This is a genomic window from Halococcus sp. PRR34 (genome assembly GCF_028617175.1).
Classification (GTDB): Archaea; Halobacteriota; Halobacteria; order Halobacteriales; family Halococcaceae; genus Halococcus; species Halococcus salifodinae.
Map to the genome: position 1 here is coordinate 34,498 of NZ_JAQJDA010000024.1, position 15,881 is coordinate 50,378.

General features: G+C 55.0%; 18 protein-coding genes. 8 read left to right on the forward strand and 10 right to left on the reverse strand.

The genetic code is table 11. The features are described from left to right. Positions 1 to 41: 41 nt before the first annotated feature. The gene (locus tag PHA81_RS18305) at positions 42 to 350 is read left to right on the forward strand and encodes a winged helix-turn-helix transcriptional regulator (protein ID WP_273838073.1); all 309 of its coding nucleotides are present in this window, start codon (positions 42 to 44) and stop codon (positions 348 to 350) included. Here PHA81_RS18305 and PHA81_RS18310 read toward each other — a convergent pair. Both PHA81_RS18310 and PHA81_RS18315 read right to left on the reverse strand, forming a co-directional pair. Beyond that, the gene (locus PHA81_RS18310; protein ID WP_005040978.1) at positions 347 to 1,054 is read right to left on the reverse strand and encodes a hypothetical protein; all 708 of its coding nucleotides are present in this window, start codon (positions 1,052 to 1,054) and stop codon (positions 347 to 349) included. The two genes, PHA81_RS18305 and PHA81_RS18310, sit on opposite strands and share 4 nt — an antisense overlap. 2 nt (positions 1,055 to 1,056) lie before the next feature. Further along, complete coding sequence (locus tag PHA81_RS18315; RefSeq protein WP_273838075.1) at positions 1,057 to 3,264, reverse strand: queuine tRNA-ribosyltransferase tRNA-guanine transglycosylase; 2,208 nt, start codon at positions 3,262 to 3,264, stop codon at positions 1,057 to 1,059. 131 nt (positions 3,265 to 3,395) lie between these two features. Between PHA81_RS18315 and PHA81_RS18320 the strand changes: the two genes are divergently transcribed. Continuing rightward, positions 3,396 to 3,695: a hypothetical protein gene (locus PHA81_RS18320; RefSeq protein ID WP_273838076.1), complete on the forward strand. Its 300-nt coding sequence runs from the start codon at positions 3,396 to 3,398 to the stop codon at positions 3,693 to 3,695. Positions 3,696 to 3,702: 7 nt separating this feature from the next. Here PHA81_RS18320 and PHA81_RS18325 read toward each other — a convergent pair whose 3' ends face one another. The 4 genes from PHA81_RS18325 to PHA81_RS18340 all read right to left on the reverse strand — a co-directional run bounded on the left by PHA81_RS18325 (position 3,703) and on the right by PHA81_RS18340 (position 5,962). After that, positions 3,703 to 4,389, reverse strand: a complete 687-nt coding sequence (locus PHA81_RS18325; protein WP_273838078.1) for a 7-cyano-7-deazaguanine synthase — start codon at positions 4,387 to 4,389, stop codon at positions 3,703 to 3,705. A 95-nt stretch (positions 4,390 to 4,484) separates the two neighbouring features. Beyond that, positions 4,485 to 5,264 (reverse strand): 7-carboxy-7-deazaguanine synthase QueE, encoded by a 780-nt coding sequence (locus PHA81_RS18330; RefSeq protein WP_273838080.1) that lies wholly within the window; start codon positions 5,262 to 5,264, stop codon positions 4,485 to 4,487. A 1-nt stretch (position 5,265) separates the two neighbouring features. Then, the gene (locus PHA81_RS18335; RefSeq protein ID WP_273838082.1) at positions 5,266 to 5,733 is read right to left on the reverse strand and encodes a 6-pyruvoyl tetrahydropterin synthase family protein; all 468 of its coding nucleotides are present in this window, start codon (positions 5,731 to 5,733) and stop codon (positions 5,266 to 5,268) included. 52 nt (positions 5,734 to 5,785) lie between these two features. Beyond that, positions 5,786 to 5,962: a ribbon-helix-helix domain-containing protein gene (locus PHA81_RS18340; protein WP_273838083.1), complete on the reverse strand. Its 177-nt coding sequence runs from the start codon at positions 5,960 to 5,962 to the stop codon at positions 5,786 to 5,788. Between the two features lie 148 nt (positions 5,963 to 6,110). On the opposite strand from PHA81_RS18340, the gene PHA81_RS18345 reads away from it, so the two are divergent. The 5 genes from PHA81_RS18345 (at position 6,111) to PHA81_RS18365 (ending at position 11,005) form a co-directional block, all read left to right on the forward strand. Next, positions 6,111 to 7,526 (forward strand): DEAD/DEAH box helicase family protein, encoded by a 1,416-nt coding sequence (locus PHA81_RS18345; protein WP_273838084.1) that lies wholly within the window; start codon positions 6,111 to 6,113, stop codon positions 7,524 to 7,526. Between the two features lie 73 nt (positions 7,527 to 7,599). After that, complete coding sequence (locus PHA81_RS18350) at positions 7,600 to 7,755, forward strand: hypothetical protein (protein ID WP_273838086.1); 156 nt, start codon at positions 7,600 to 7,602, stop codon at positions 7,753 to 7,755. A 5-nt stretch (positions 7,756 to 7,760) separates the two neighbouring features. Beyond that, the gene (locus PHA81_RS18355) at positions 7,761 to 9,782 is read left to right on the forward strand and encodes an AAA family ATPase (RefSeq protein WP_273838088.1); all 2,022 of its coding nucleotides are present in this window, start codon (positions 7,761 to 7,763) and stop codon (positions 9,780 to 9,782) included. Further along, on the forward strand, positions 9,740 to 10,252 hold the full coding sequence (locus PHA81_RS18360) for a hypothetical protein (protein WP_273838089.1): 513 nt from the start codon (positions 9,740 to 9,742) through the stop codon (positions 10,250 to 10,252). Before PHA81_RS18355 ends, PHA81_RS18360 begins: the two co-directional genes overlap by 43 nt. 84 nt (positions 10,253 to 10,336) lie before the next feature. Then, positions 10,337 to 11,005 carry a hypothetical protein gene (locus PHA81_RS18365; RefSeq protein ID WP_273838090.1) on the forward strand — a complete coding sequence of 223 codons (669 nt, stop codon included), beginning with the start codon at positions 10,337 to 10,339 and terminating at the stop codon, positions 11,003 to 11,005. Positions 11,006 to 11,147: 142 nt separating this feature from the next. Here PHA81_RS18365 and PHA81_RS18370 read toward each other — a convergent pair whose 3' ends face one another. Next, positions 11,148 to 11,885 (reverse strand): recombinase family protein, encoded by a 738-nt coding sequence (locus tag PHA81_RS18370; RefSeq protein WP_273838091.1) that lies wholly within the window; start codon positions 11,883 to 11,885, stop codon positions 11,148 to 11,150. Between the two features lie 183 nt (positions 11,886 to 12,068). Between PHA81_RS18370 and PHA81_RS18375 the strand changes: the two genes are divergently transcribed. Continuing rightward, positions 12,069 to 12,713, forward strand: a complete 645-nt coding sequence (locus tag PHA81_RS18375; RefSeq protein WP_273838092.1) for a hypothetical protein — start codon at positions 12,069 to 12,071, stop codon at positions 12,711 to 12,713. A gap of 628 nt (positions 12,714 to 13,341) precedes the next feature. Here PHA81_RS18375 and PHA81_RS18385 read toward each other — a convergent pair. The 3 genes from PHA81_RS18385 to PHA81_RS18395 form a co-directional block, all read right to left on the reverse strand. Then, positions 13,342 to 13,704 (reverse strand): hypothetical protein, encoded by a 363-nt coding sequence (locus tag PHA81_RS18385; protein WP_273838093.1) that lies wholly within the window; start codon positions 13,702 to 13,704, stop codon positions 13,342 to 13,344. A 112-nt stretch (positions 13,705 to 13,816) separates the two neighbouring features. Continuing rightward, entirely contained in the window at positions 13,817 to 14,188 is a 372-nt protein-coding gene (locus PHA81_RS18390) for a hypothetical protein (protein WP_273838095.1), read from the reverse strand. 198 nt (positions 14,189 to 14,386) lie between these two features. Beyond that, positions 14,387 to 15,145: a CBS domain-containing protein gene (locus tag PHA81_RS18395; RefSeq protein WP_273838097.1), complete on the reverse strand. Its 759-nt coding sequence runs from the start codon at positions 15,143 to 15,145 to the stop codon at positions 14,387 to 14,389. Positions 15,146 to 15,881: the final 736 nt, after the last annotated feature.

Below are 15,881 nucleotides of genomic sequence, written 5' to 3' on the forward strand. Positions count from 1 at the left end.
AGCAACCACGGCGAGGAGGTGCTGAGGACGGAGGATGTATAGTGAGCGGGGGCAACGCCAAGAGTATGCACTCCGCGGTCGACGAAGTAGTCTGTCCGAAGCGGTCGCTGGAGATCTTAGATTACCTCAGCGAACACGACGAATCGAACTTCAGTACGATTGAGGATGCTGTGCCGACATCGAGCGATGTAGTGACTGAGCGATTGGAAACGCTCCAAGAGTACGGGTTAGTTGAGCGCGAAGAGCGGAGTTCACGCAACGTCCGGTATTCGCTCACTCAGGATGGGGGAATGTTTCTCACCCATCTCGAAGAAGTAGATGAGTTTCTCCAAAACTCCCGCGGCGACTAGTCGTACGAACCGAGTCCGGACTGGCGTGTTGGTTCCGTCGTACAGTACTCGACGACTTCCGTGAAAGAATCGATCGTTGTACCCTCCGCCCTGTGTGCGGCAAATTGCTTTAGATACTGTCCTTTTAGTCCAATAACGGTACTCCCCTGTTCTTTCGCCTCGGCCGTTCGTGCGGGGATGGAAATGACATTTGGCCGTTGCTCGGCGTCGGCTTCACGATTGAACAGCACGACCATTGTCGAGTCGGAGAATGTATCAAGCAGTCGGGAGAGGTCGAGTGCCTCGTAGTAGTCACTCCCGAGTGCAAGGAAGACGAGATCGTAGGCGGGGTCGTCGTCTAGTCGATTGAGCAGGTCGCTCTGGATCTCTAGTTCCGAGGATCGCTCGTGGACGCTCTCGGTATCGTAGTCTTGGAACGTCACTTCGTAGGGCGGGAGTTCGGTCGCCTCACCAACGAAACCGAATCCTGCACTGATATAATACCGATCAACGGTGTCTCCGGACTCCCGAAGACGATCAACGGCTACGTCGATATATTGCTGTTGGCGGCCAGTATAGAGGTCGTGAGCGGAATAGGTCGGCGTCCGTTCCCGCTCACGGAGTTCGGGGAGGGAAAAATCGTCGATGGTCTCGGCGTCAAACGAGTCGAACCATTCGGGCGATTGCTTCGATCCCGAACACTGATCGACGACGAGTACACGCATCCTCAAAACTCAGTGAGGCCCGACTGCTGAAGATGTTTCGGGAGGAACGATTCTTGGTAGCCCAGACGACTGAGCACGGCACTGCGTAGTTCGCTAGGTTCCTCGTGGACGTGGACTGTGCAGCCTGTCTCTTCGAGGGCCGAGCGAACCTTCTCGGGAAGCGTCCAATCGCTTCCATCCACGTAGAGGTCCTGATACCGCTCACAGACGGTCGCAAGCTCGTTCGCCATCCGATCCATATCGAGTGAGATCGTCGTCGGTGGATCGTCCCACCATTCTTGGACCCCATCGGCGGTGGCGACGCCGATCTCTGCGACGGGCAGGTCATGAACGTGCGTCCAGAGCGTTTCGTGTTCATCCCGGAGATATTCTTCGCCAGTATCGCTCCGTGAAAGCGCACTGCTCCCACGGGTGATGACCAGCACCTTCGGCAAGGCACGCTCGAACTGGTCGTAGAAGCGTCGCGTGTTGTGAAACCCACGCCGACGGTTGCGATTGTTGCCCCGCCAGATGGCGACCTCAATGCCATGTTCACGACAAATAGTACAGTCACACTCCCTCCAGGGTTCGGCCCGGAGGATGCGTTCGTAGGAATCAAGATTGTTCCCGTCTCCGACGAACTCGGCATACGTTTCGAGGAGTACCCAGAGTTGGTCGAACGTTCCGACCGTCCCAGTGTTTGTCTCGCGGCGCTCGATAGTGCCGATCTTCGTCGGGGCGCGACCCTCGGTTACCTCAGTGGCCGTCTCGATGAGGTTCTTGTACGCAGTGAACGAAAGGGGATTCTCGGAGTCGTCGTCGCGGAGGAGTTTGATGAGTCGAGTCCGGAAGTCATCACTGAAATTGGCTTTGAGTTCACGTCCGTATTCGTAGTGATCACGGAAGGAACTCGTGATCGGCCGAAGCGTCGTCTCGTCGAACTGAGCGTCGTGCCGGTGCTCACGGAGGTACATAGGGAGGTTGGCGAGGGCTGTGAGCGCAGTATCCTGCCACGAATGGAGTGCGTCGGCGATCGACTCGTCCCTATCGAACGCCCGGAGTGCAACAAGCAGTTCCTGAGCGCGAAGTGCCCACTCGATACTGGTTTCGAGGTCTGCACTGTACGACGGGTATCGTACTCGAATCGCATCGAACCGTCGAGTGCTGTCGAGGTGGTAGTTATCGCCACCGGTCCACGCCGCACGGAGCATACTGGCGCTGTCGAAACTCGCCATACCAGCACGGCCGATCGTATCGAACGCGCCGGTCTTGGCAAACCCGAACACGTGGGTATCGATGCGCGTACGATACGTGCGCTCGTGATGTTTGACCGCGTTCCCGACCGCAGAGACTGTGCGTTTGACGGCATCTTCGCTGCTTCCGGCAACTCCACCGATACCGATGTACTGGTACCCCAAGTCAAGCACGTCCTCAACGGCTCTCTCGTAGGAGTCAGGGTCCCACCCTTGGATGGCGACCATTAGTCGGAAGGAATAGTCACCATCTTGGTACAAGTCCTGCATCTCGGCGGCGTTGTCGAGAGTCAACTCGTACCGGAAGGCCATATCGTCATCTCGATACACTGCCCGAGGATCATCTTTGAGTCGCGTGAGAACGTCTTGTTTCTCTCCCTCGAAATCAACAGCGCGGAAGCTGTCGACTTCGCTATCAGCAGTATCTCGGAGTGTAGAGTCGTACTCAGCAACGTAGTCTGGCCACTCGTCCGGCCAAGTGTCGGTCATCACGTCAGTATCACTCTCGGCCAACCATTCCGGGAGATCACTGGTGGTAAACTCGTCGCCGAGGGCACGATCATCAAGATAGAGTCGGCTAGTATGTCCGGAGCCTAGGACGAGATGATCAATTGTGACCCCGACATCAACCTCAAGCGTCTCGTAGAACTCCAGCATGTCCCAATTCCCGTACGGTGGAAAAGGGAGTTGCTTGTAACCCCATGCCCCACAGTCGCTGATCGTGGGGAGCCACTCCGGGAGATCGAGGCGTGGATCATCGTAAACACCGTGTGAAGTGATACGGTCGAACTTTGTGGGCGAGTCCTCAACCTGTTCGCGAGAAATGAGGACACCGTCGATCGGTGTCGACTCGCGATCGAAGACATCCCAGATGTATGCGAGGTCACGGTCTGCAGGAGAAAGGTCCGAGTGCTCATCATGGACGAAATCGTACGCCGCGTCTACGTGGTCGTCCCACTCAGGGACATAGAAGCGCACCGTTGTTAGTCACCGATAGCGGGTTGCCACGTCTGGTATATGAAGGTGCTCAATCTACAGCGGTGGTATTCGTTAGAGACTGGTGGCGATGAGCAGCTACGCCTAAGTGTAGTGGCGTACAATCCGAGATCATGCCCGTCATCACTTCCGATCGCGTCCTCGAAGACGTAGAGCACATCTTGTCAAGTGGATCTGGCGTGCTGGATTTTGCTGTGAGCAGCGAGGATGAGTACTATACATGGTGGGGAACAGAAAAATCGAACTGGGAAATCAGCGGTGTGGGCCACATCGAAAACGCTGAGGAAGACAGAATGGCCATCTATCCCATTGGAGATGCATTCTATTGCGAAATCTCAGCCGACGGGGAGGAATTTAATACCGGTCCCGTGAAATGTGTATCAGAAGAATCGAAAGAGTCGACATCTGCATAATCGCTATTTATGTGACCGGATCGGAGATGCCAGCCTTTTCGAACGCTTCCTCCCGCTCGATACATGCAGGACATTCTCCACAGGGTTCTCCATTCTCATCGTTGTAACAACTGAATGTGATTTTCCAGTCGGTCTCCAAGCGCTCACCAAGTTGCAGCACTTCCGGCTTCGAGTGGTTGATGATCGGTGTATTGATTCGAATCATGTGTTGGTCAGTCGATCGGTTGATCGCATTCTCGGCGGCTTCAATAAACGTCGGACGACAGTCCGGGTAGTCCTCCCCATCGTTCTGTTGAGCACCATGATAGAGAACGATGTCTTCACCAGACTCGGAATTGTGCTCGGCGATCGCAGCAGCAGTTGTGAGGAAATGGAGATTTCGTTGTGGAACGTATCCGACGCTGTGGTCATCGTCGGTCGTGCGCTCGCGGTCGTACTCTTTGTCCTCAATGGTCCCTTCGCCGAATTCGCTGAATACAGCGCGATAATTGCAGGTGTAGAGGGGTATACCGAGACCATCTGCCTGCTCCTCTGCGTTGGAGCGTTCGATGTCTTCGGTTTGCTGGCCATAGTCGATATGGATAGCTGCGAGATCGTCGTGCTCTTCAGACGCTTTCTTCAAACAAACGGCCGAGTCGATACCACCTGAGAGGAGAACGAATGCCTTCGATTCGCTGGAATTGTTGTCGTGCATTGTCGGAGTGTGTCTGTTATTCATTTACCGTGCGCGAGTTGATCGAGATAAACGACCGGCGTGCATTTGCTTGTCCGATCACTTTCTATTCCGTCTCACCGTCCCGCTTCGTCGTTCCAGAGGTTCACGTGCAAGCGTGGGGTGTACCGATATCCATGTTCCATCGCGAGGTCGGCAACCTCTGCACGCTTCTGTGCGATTTCGGCCTCAGTCTGTCCTTCCGGCATGAGCAAAACGTCCTTGTTTCGTACGCGAGCATTCGTCTGCTGACGAATACGGTCGATGATATCATTGAGTTCCTCAATGTCTGCCGAGGAGGTGACAACGAACTTGAGTTGAAACGGATAGTTCTCAACCAGGTTCATCAGTGCCGTCATATCGATCCGGCGTTCTTCGTGCTCTTCACTCCATTCGCCATCGCCTTTCGGATCTTTTGATGCTGTGGGTGTACTGCTAGAGAGTTTCGGGCTGATGCTTGCGAGATCGATTGCCGCATCCGGACAGATCGTCCCGTTCGTTTCAATTGTTATATGGTAACCCTTGCTGGCGAGGGTGTCGATGAGATTTGTCGTTTCTTCATGGATCAGCGGTTCACCACCGGTGATAACAACGTGGTCCGTTTTGGCATGAGAGGAGACCTCTTCGATGATCTCTTCGGTACTCATCCATGCGTGTGTAGGTTCCCAAGATGTGTGATACGAATCGCAAAACCAGCAGCGAAGATTACAACCACTTGTACGAATGAAAACTGACGGGACACCCGCGAGTTTACCCTCTCCTTGCATCGAATAAAAGAGTTCGTTGATTGGGAGACTCTCTGTTTCGGATCCATCCTGCGGTCTCTCGGCCGTATCGACTTCTGAACTGACCGGCATATTATCGTGAGGGGTGCGTCCGCAGTTCGCTTGTCTCACGCACCTCAACATCCACCTCACTAACTGATGCAGGCAATCGGTCTCGTAACCTGCTTTCAAGAATAATACCCATCACCTCGGCTGTGGGTGGATGGTCGAGAACGACAGTGGCATCGCTATCGCCGCTTTGCTCGAACGCGTCGATGAGTGGGTCACCACGCTCAAGCAGAAACCGGTGATCCCACTCTCCGACGATATCGGTCACAGTACCTTTGTCGACAACCCACCCCTCTTCTCGGAGTGTTCCAGTAACCGTGACAGCGATTTCGTAGTTGTGTCCATGAGGCCGACTGCATTTCCCTTCATGATGTAGCAACCGATGGCCGGCGCTGATGCGAATAGGTCGGTCAGATCCAATCGAGAGTACCCGTTCCTCATCACTGACTAATGATTGATGGTCTTCATGCTCGCTCGAGGCAACTCCGGACATACTGGGATATTATCTCTCGCGTACTTATAGATAGGTGGTTATCGAAACTAGATCAATCTTCGCGTTCAAGCCGTCCATGTCGGTCATCGATATCATCCAAAATATCGAGTGTTTTGCGCATTGAAGCTCGAATGGCGTCACTTCTATTCACAAATTTCCCCCCCTCCCCGACATGCTCATCGAGATCATCCAGCAACTCCTGTGGAACATCCACGCTAATCTTTGGCATATAAGATAATAGCTGCAGAATACCTAAAGACCTTCGGAACGGCGAAGCGTCTCCGGGCAATACGAGAACAACACTTACCGGCTTCGTTACCTCTTTAGGATGTAGGGAGTCCTACTTCACGGACTAGCAGACGAACTAAAGGATCATAATGACCCGTTCACTCTCACCCCCCGATTGGATCGAAGCCCGCGAGTATCAAGAGGAGGCGATTCGAGCATGGATGAACGAAGGTGGGGCGGGGATTCTGAGAATGGCTACTGGGACAGGGAAGACGGTGACCGGGTTGCTCGCCGCGTCACGAGTCGCGGCAGCGATGGATGGCCAACTACTGCTGATTGTTGCCGCCCCGTACCAGCATCTCGTCGATCAGTGGGCGGAGGACCTGTACGACTTCGGAATGAATCCAGTGCTCGCGTACCAGTCACGCCGCAACTGGCAGCCCCGACTGGAACGGGAGATACTTGAGTACAATACAGGTTCGCGGGGGATCTGCACAGTCGTCACGACGCATACGACACTTGCAATAAAGGGGGCCCGGACGACACTCCAACGGGCCGAGGGGCCGTCCATGCTCATCGCGGACGAAGTCCACCATCTGGGTTCGAAACATATGCAGAGCGGATTGCTCGATGCCTTCGACTTTCGGCTCGGTCTTTCAGCGACCCCAGAACGCTGGTTCGACGAGGAGGGGACTAACGCGCTCCACGCGTACTTCGGGGATACCGTTTTCGAGTACGATCTCGCTGACGCCATCGAGGTTGGCGCACTCTGCGAGTACTACTACGTCCCTCACATTGTCGAACTCGATGAGGAGGAGACGGAGGTGTATCTCCAGTTGAGCGAGAAGATCGGGCGGCTGATGAGTCGCCGTGACGACGAGGAGGGGTTCTCGCTGGAGGACGACCCGAGACTCCAGCGACTGCTTATCAAGCGCGCACGACTGGTTGGCACCGCACGGACGAAACTCGACGTGCTCGTCGATCTAATCGACAGACAGGATTCGGTGTCCTACTCACTTGTCTACTGTAGCGACGGGTCGATGGGACCCGAGGGGGACGGCGAGCGCCACGTCGATGCCGCGACCACACGACTCGGAAAAGAGCGTGGCCTTCAGGTCGAACCGTTTACTGCTGAGGAGTCACAGGCCGAGCGCGAGGAATTGCTCCAGGCATTCGGAGAGCGAGAAATCGACGTGCTGACCGCGATACGCTGTCTGGACGAGGGAGTTGACGTGCCAGCGACACGAACTGCATACATCCTCGCCAGTAGCTCCAACCCTCGCCAATACATCCAGCGTCGCGGGCGAATCCTTCGAACCTACGAGGGCAAACAGTTCGCCGTTATCCACGATTTCATCACGGTGCCTGCGAAACAGGGGAGCCTCACGTCGCTCAGTGGGGACTCGTACACCGCAGAGCGACGCCTATTCGAGAAGGAACTCAGACGCGTCTCGATGTTCGCCGACGATGCTCTTAATCACCCCGACGCCGAGGTCGGCGGCGTTCCGACAACCGATGGCTCGCTCCAGCAACTCAAGCGACGGTACGACCTTCTCGACGCCTAATTGAATTGTGCCAGTGCGGGCAGTTTGCCGCTGTGGGGTGAAAATATATGGTGCTCCTGCAGTATTGACCAGTATGGACGAGGTTACCGATGGAATGGAGCACTCCGAGCGAGAACTTGCTCGCATCCGAAAACGTGTTCTGGAAGCCGAGAAGGAAAAACTCAATTTACGGCTTCCACGAGGCATCAACAACGATATCGAGCGAATAATCAGAGAAGAAATCAACTGATGCGTTTGCAGCGACTTTCCCTCACGAATTTCCGGCAATTTACCGACGATTCGATAGAGTTCGCCCATGGAGAGGGAGCGAACGTTACCGTCGTACACGGATCGAACGGGTCCGGGAAAACAACCTTACTGAACGCGTTCACCTGGGCGCTCTACGACGCCGTGGATTTCGACACCCGTCCCGAACGCCTTGCGACGGAGGGCGCGATGGCGGCAGCAAATCCTGGGGAGAAGATTGAGGTATCCGTGACGCTGGAATTCGAACACGAGGGACGGGACTACACCGTCACCCGGACGGCGATGTTCCGGAAACGCTCGAACGACGACTTCAACGGTGAGATCGAGGACAGCGACGTGGTCGTCGAGTATCGTGAGGACGGAAGAGCAACTAAGGTGGAGAACGAGCGGACTGCACTGAACAACATCATCCCCCAGCGCTTGAGCGAACTGTTCTTCTTCGACGGCGAGGACATCGACGAACTGGCGGGCGTCGACAATCAGGACCGAATCCAGGAGGCCATCCAGAACATCATGGGCCTCACTATCCTCGAACGAGCGACCCGGCATCTGGATCACGTCGCTGGCGAGTTCGAGGACGAGTACGCGAAGTACGGAAGCGACGAACTCCGTGAACTGGTACAGCAGAAGCGGGATCTAGAGGGAGAGATCGACAACCTGGAGAGAAAGAGAAAGGACAAGCAGCGAGAGGAGGAGCGGTTCGCCGAGGAAGTGCGTGATATCGAGCAGAAACTGTCGGGCTTCGACGACAGCAGCCGCTTGCAGAACCAACGCAAGGAGTACCGCGAGCGTGAAAAGCAACTCAAAGCGGACATCGACAATATCACTGAACGCATCCGCGACGAGATCAACGACAAGGGTTACGCTCCTGTCTCGATGCCGCTGATTCGGGAAACCGCAGAGGAACTGGATCAACTTCGTCAGAATGGGGTCATTCCATCTGACCTGACGGACGATTTCCTGGATTCGCTGCTCGAGAACAAGCAGTGCATCTGCGGACGCCCACTAGAATCCGCTTCCGACGAGTACCAGACGATCGAGTCTAGCAAGGGAGACGCACCCGCTGAAGGGGTCGAACAGGCGGCACTGATGATTATCGGACAACTGAGCCAGTTCTCGGATGACCGGTCCGCATTCACCGAGCGTCTCGAACAGCACATCCAGGAACGCAACGAGAAACAGCAGGAGATCGACAAACTGTTAGAATATATCGATGATATTTCCACAGAATTGGGGGAGATCAACGACGCAATCGAGGGCAGCAAGTCGATTGCCGAGTGGGAAGCCGAGCGCGACCGGAAATCGCAAGCAAAGGATGACGCGATCCGAGAGGGGTCCCGGCTCAAGGAGAAAATCGAAAACAAGGAAGAGGAAATCGGGAATCTCGAGGAAGAAATCAATGACTTACGCGAGGACCGGCAGGAAGCACAACTGGCCCGGCGGCGGCAGCGTGCAGCGGAACTCGTGAGCGGGGAGATCGAGGAGAAGTTCGAAGACCTCAAGCAACGGGTCAGACAACTTTCAAACCAGACTGTCAGCGGGACGTTCGGGTCGGTCGCCAGCAAGGACCTCCACGCCGAGATCACCAAGGAGTTCCGATTGAAGATCTACCAGGACCTCCCCGACCGGCGCGTTGAGGTCGAGAAGTCCACGGGCGAACGGCAGATCGCCAGCCTTGCGTTCATCGGCAGTCTCGTCAAGATCGCCCGCCAGCGATACGAGTCGGACGGCAATAGCGAGTACTTCACCGGTGGAATATACCCACTCGTGATGGACTCGCCGTTCGGCGCACTCGATAAGAGCCATAGACGGGAGATTAGCCGAATTCTCCCGACACTGGCGTCGCAGGTAGTCGTCTTTGCGACCGACTCTCAGTGGGAGGGTCCGGTCGAGGAGGAGATGTCCGATGTAGTCGGGAAACACTACCGGTTCGACTTCGACCCCGGTACCGGCTCTGGAGAGTATCCATGCACCAGAATCAAGCAGGAACAGACCCCCACCACGTACTGACCATGGTCAACGTCCCCTACAAGAAAACGCAACTGTACGACGAACTCACAGACGGGTATGAAATCTTCGAGCACTACTACGACGTGATGATGTTCCTCGCGGTACTGTGCTACCGGGAGGGCGAACCGAAGACGGACGACTACAAGGGTGGGGGCGAGGGAGAGCGTGGGTCGATCGGCATCGAGCGCTTCCACGGCAACAGCCACTACCACGCCATCGTTGCGAGTCTCGCCTACCAGCGTCGTGGGAACCCGGAGGCGATGGCCGACGTGGAGGTCCATGCAAATGTGATTCCTCAGTACGCGGCGGGCGGTCTTGAGGTGTACGAGGAGAAGTTCGGAGACGTCGCCGGAGACCCGACGGATGCCATTGCGAACTACATTAACTCCTGTACGGAGGACGGGAACCCCCAGCGCGAGGACGACGAACTCCAGACCATCCTCAGGAACTTCGAGGGCCTCGGTGTCTGATCCGTCGCTTCGTCTTCTGCAGAACGTGTCACCCTTCGTGGAATCCCACGAAAGGTTGATTTCTCGGCGGGCGATTGTAGAGCTATGTCGACTGAGGACTATCCAGTCCACTCGTCGGTTGATGTTCACGCCGGCGAGACCATCTACAGGACTGACGACTGGTGGAAGGCAGCGGTCACCAACTCGTACGAGGCCGGGGAATCGGAGATCGCGATCTACCTCTGGCACAGGGACGACGAGTGGACGCAGAAGAACAAGTACCAAGTCAAGACTGCGGAGGCGTGGAATTCCGACAAACAACTGGTCGATGAGTACCTCTCGGGAGGAGGCAAGCAAGTCGACGTGCAGGACGAGTTTCCAGTGAGTGACTACTATCGCGTAGCCCGCGGGGAAACCGTCTTTCAGACGGATGACTGGTGGAAAGCAATCGTCACTATCGACCAGAAAGGGTCGTACGAAACGCAGGAAGTGATTGTATACCTGTGGCAGCAGGTTGATGGGAAGTGGCGTCGGCGTCAGAAGTACGCTATCAAGGATGTCGACGACTGGCAGGAGGACAGGGCCGCAGTAGATGCGCTACTGGACGAGGACGCGACACCGGCAGAACCCGAGATCAGGTCCGCCGCTCGTGCCGACTCCGTAGACGAGCAAGAAGAGCCCAATGTCGACGCAGATGGAGAAGACATCCTCGACGACGTGCAGGCCGAGTTCAAGGAGTTGCATCTGGGGAGTGGGGTCGAGGAGAAGGCCTGAGACCGTCCGAGAGCCCGAAGAGGCTGAGTGCCGCGAACGCATCGCCACGAAGTTCCACGTGTGGCTTTCTTCGACGAGTGAGTGCAGCGAATTCGGATCTGGGAACCGAGACCTCGGTTTGTCAACAGTGATTGTTTCAGGATCAGTTTGTGGCACCCACGAGCACTTGTTCAATTCGATCGTCGTCGGCCTCGGCGTCGAGATACCACGCGCGGCGGTCCTCGTTTTTGTCGATGCTCATGATGGTTGATCGGCCGATGTTCGGCGTATCCGCTGCGACCGATCGGTAGGATTCGCCGTCATCGACGCGCTCGATTGCACTACGCATCTCGAGGTAGCTGATCTCGCCGGCATCTCGATCGGCCTCGTGAATCAGTTGGAGATACCCGTCGTTGTCGCGACGAAAGCCCTTCGGGACTCTTCCGAGCCACTTGCCCTCGCGTTGCGCGCGAGAGACTCCCGACTCGATCCGTTTGGTGAGTCGGCGTCGTTCCTCCTCGGCGACCGCTGCGGAGATGTCGGCGATGAGCTTCCCAGTTCCATCCGGGTGGACTTCCTCGACCCATCCATCCGTGATCGCAACCGTGGTGCCAGCATCCTCGCAGTGCTCGAAGAAATGCTGGTAGATGCTCCCGAGTCTTGCGAGCCGTGAGATTTCCCAGACGACCACGTACTCGTAGCTCTCGGATTGGATCGCTTCGACGAGCTCGGTGAACTGTTCGCGACCGGGATCGGCACCCGACTGCGCGAGGTCGACGAAGTGATCGACCTCCGAGGGATCAAGCTCATGCTGCGATAGCCACTCGTCGATCGCATCGCGCTGGTGAGAGGTTTCCTGGTCGTCGGTCGACGCACGGATATAGGTGGCGTAGCGGGCCATTCTGAGGGCGTCTTTCTGACAGGGTGGATTGCATATAAAGAACCGGGGTTACTGACAGCCTGTCAGTAGTCATGTGGCTATTGACAGGGGACTCATGGAGTTGGTAATGTGGTCCTGCGAGCGCTCTTGCAGTCAATAGTAGATCCCGGAAAGATTGAAGTAGATTCTACTATTAAATCGGATATGACTGACACTCCATATCAAGACGAATATCAGTACGATGAACCAATCCCTGAACCCGTAGGTGTAGAACTCAACACATCCAATGATGAGCTTAGCGAAGAGTTTGATGCGTCAAAAGAAATCAAGATAGAAGACGGAACGGAACTGAAGAGATTGTTGTCGACTTTCGGAGATGATATTGACATCTCTGAGAGAATAGAATTTGCATACAACAAAAAGAAGTTGATTATCGATGCAGACCGCGGAATGGAATTAGAAAGCCCAAAAGAAATCAAGACTTTCCTTATGGGTGTCAACGAGATTCTCTTCGGTGCCGACCTGATATCAGAGCGCACCTATGAGGTGAATATTCTCACGATGGATAAAGCTGCATTCACTTCTTCACGTATTAATGGCTATGAGCACCATAAAAAAGTAGAAGAGTGGGAAACCCATGAGGATATAGAGGACCCTGAAGAATACGATGAGTACGTGACTGCACTTGCAAACAGGATGTTCGCGAATATGGATTCATCGGCACCCCATGGTCCTGTCATGGACGTGAATGATGTTGCAATAGGAGTGAGAGAGAGAAGATATTCTCTTGAGGAAGCCAAAGAACGGATGAACCAGATAGGAGCTTCTGAGGAGTTACGGGAACCGTAGCGGCGCGTTTAGGCACAGTTCAGCGTCGACCGTAGTAACCAATGCCCAGCACCTCACAAAACTCCCCAGGCGGTTGCTCCTGTAGTGTGAATTCGGTGGGAATCTGTCGATTACTCGTCCATGGGCGTGGTATAGATCCGCTCGCTGACGTAGTAGATGCAGCCCCGATTCTGAAGCACGTCAAGCGCGTACTCAACGCCGGCCTCGGTGAATCACACATCGTCAGCTAGCAGTAATTTCACATCGTCTTTCGGGCTATCATCGTCTGCACGGCCGATCACCTCAACAAGAACAAACAGAGCGTCCTCGGCGAGCGGCGGGATCCGCCGCTCCCAATTCATACACGATAGGGTGTCATAGAACCGTTGGCATGGTTTTCGCGTATCGGTCAAGAGATCCGCTACCGCTGGCCCTGAATTGCGACAACACCTGCTGCTTATCAGACACCGTTTCTCAGGCCGCTGGTGAGGTATGTGAAGAGTTCTATGACACCCTGACACGATGTAGTGATTTACCGTCGAGAACATCGAACGGGTGGGTCGGCTCGGCGATATCACGCCATGAATGAGGCTGTCGTCTGAGCAAACAGATCCTCTCTCGCCCTGTCGCCAGTAGGTTATTCTAAACGCTACCTGATCTTCTCCATGTGTCGATCGATGTCTTCGGGTGTCTTGAGTTCGGTATATGTCGTGTTGCCGTGGCCGTGTCCCCCGTCCAGATCTTTCAGGTATTCGATCCGCAACCCGACGGCGTCTGGTTTGTAATCAAGAAATTCCTTCAGCTCGCTACGCTCTCCGGGATTGAGAGAGCCGTTCGTCTTTATCTCGATGACCAACACCTTGGCCTCCCGGTCCACGTACTGCTTGAATATCACTGCGAGATCCGTCGGTCCATACGTGTCCGAATGAACATCCAGAACGTCGCTTCGGTCGTTCCAGTAGTACCGCCTCCTCGACTCGAATAACTTCCCTCTCTCAAAGTTGGATTTCATCTTCGCCCTCTCGTTCCCCTGGTTTCTCAGCTATGTCCATTGCTATCATTTCTTTCGGGGTGTATAACCGTATCGGCGAACGGCACTGCGATGAGGATCTCAGTCACACCTGTCAGGTTCCGTCGGCCTGCTCGATACCGTCGACATTCGCGAGTGTCGTACCGTAGACTCGACGGAGGATCGTTTCGGCGAGGTGGCGGTGCTCGCGGGGATTTTCCGAATCGTGAGTCAACGTTCGGTAACCGAACCCCGGTTGCGGGTTCGCCTTCTCCTGTACCGTCAAATCCCACTCGTCGATGATATCGTCGAGTTCCGTCATCGACTCGGCATCCAGTCGGGTGACGTTATGATGGACGTCGAGAATTTGATAGTGTGAGTTGACCTCACCTTGACAGCGGAACTCGATGGCGACCCATCGGTGGCGTTCGTCCCCGATTCGTTCCGCAACCGCCTGCTCTAACTCCGTTCCTTTGACTCCTTTCATGGTGGTATTTTGCTCTGACCCTGGCTACTCGATCGTTGCATCAAGGACGATTTCCAGCCGCTCGCGTACATCTCTCATCCGATCTCGGTACTGATAAATGGTTGCTTGCTAGGGATTGTTGTGACTGCTTTCCGGTACTCGGTGACCTCTGTCTCAGCGTAATACGGTAGGACTTACAACAGCCCCTCTGAAGCTAACTTACTCGGTAATGCCGTCAAAGTAGCTGTGCGCCACGTTGATTACCTCGCGGTCAATCTCGTCGACGCCAGAGCGAAAATGCAGCAGGGCGTTCCTATTCCGTTGGACCTCTTGGAGAAGATCGGTAACGAACTCACTTTCGTCGGAAAGCTGATCCGGTAGGTCCTGCATGTTCTGAGAGATGAACATTTTGTAGTTTTCGAAGGTGAACATCTCTACGGAGTCGGGTGCAGAGAAGCTCGAATCCTCCTTATCACGGGAACTGAACGTCTCTTCGATCGCTCTATCCATGTCATCCATCGATTCGACGAACATCCGTCTGAGGCTCCGCTCAATCTCACCGATCTTGATGAACGGTTCGAATTGGTTACGGAGGAAATAAAAGACATCGTAGCGTGTGAGGATGCCTTTGAGATCGGGCGGCGATCCGATGAGGACGTACTCGTCGCGGGCGAACGTCCTGAATAGCCCGAAGATGTCCTGTGATTCGCCGACGAACTTCGGGTCAACGCGGGCGCTTCGGACGGACATGGACTCGATATTTGAATCAGGGACACATCTGAGAACGCGACAGACGGATTTGTAGGTCACCGCACCAGACACTCCCTCGTCGGTTTCGACCGGGAGCTGCGAGAAGTTGTGCCTGAACATCTTGACCACCGCGTCGTAGATCGTGTCTCCGATGTCGATAGTGACAGGCGCTCGCAAGTCGATCTCGGATTGTTGGTCGAGGACGTCGCCAGCGGTGAAGAATTTCATTGCGAAGCCAATACCTGGGGATAGACTTGAGCATTATGCCGTTCGCTATGGACAGCTCGGGACGAACGAGCACTCGGCTACTCGATTACTGGGTGTTGTATGGTAGGGACCGATGGTTTAGATCCGCCTCTCAACTCGATTGAAAACTACCGATTTTCTGGCGGATACGGCGGGCGAGATGTAGAGGGTGAATTCCGCACTGACGACGAGGGCGTTGTCGTTCAACAGTACAGGCGTTGGGCCCAATGCCAGCTCTTTGCTTCCCAGAACTCACGGGACCGTATGCCGTCAATTTTCGATCAATGAACACTCCGTAACCGCAAATAGGAATAACAAGTTCAACCCATGTCTCCACTAATTCGACCAATCCTCATCGATAGGTTGCTCCTATACAGAAGTTGAGCTGATATCAAAACTCGCCGGTGAATCTATCAACAGACATATATTCTGATGGTCGAACGAATCTGTCGTCAAAGTAGTATGTTTCTGCTGATCGTCCGATCGCGTACGTGACTGCCGCCGCAGTAGCTGCGTTCACCGCCTGTCCGACGCCTGGTACCATTCCCGCGATGACGCCAGCCAGTTTCCTCGCCGCAATCCCTGTCGACCCGACCACGCCCCACTCAGTGAAGAAGTCGGCTGCCGTCTCGATAGTATAGTCGCTAGTTGTCCACTCTATCGGTCACGGTACGAGCAGATACGTTGAAAGAGACCAGACGTGAGGCGGGATCAGAGT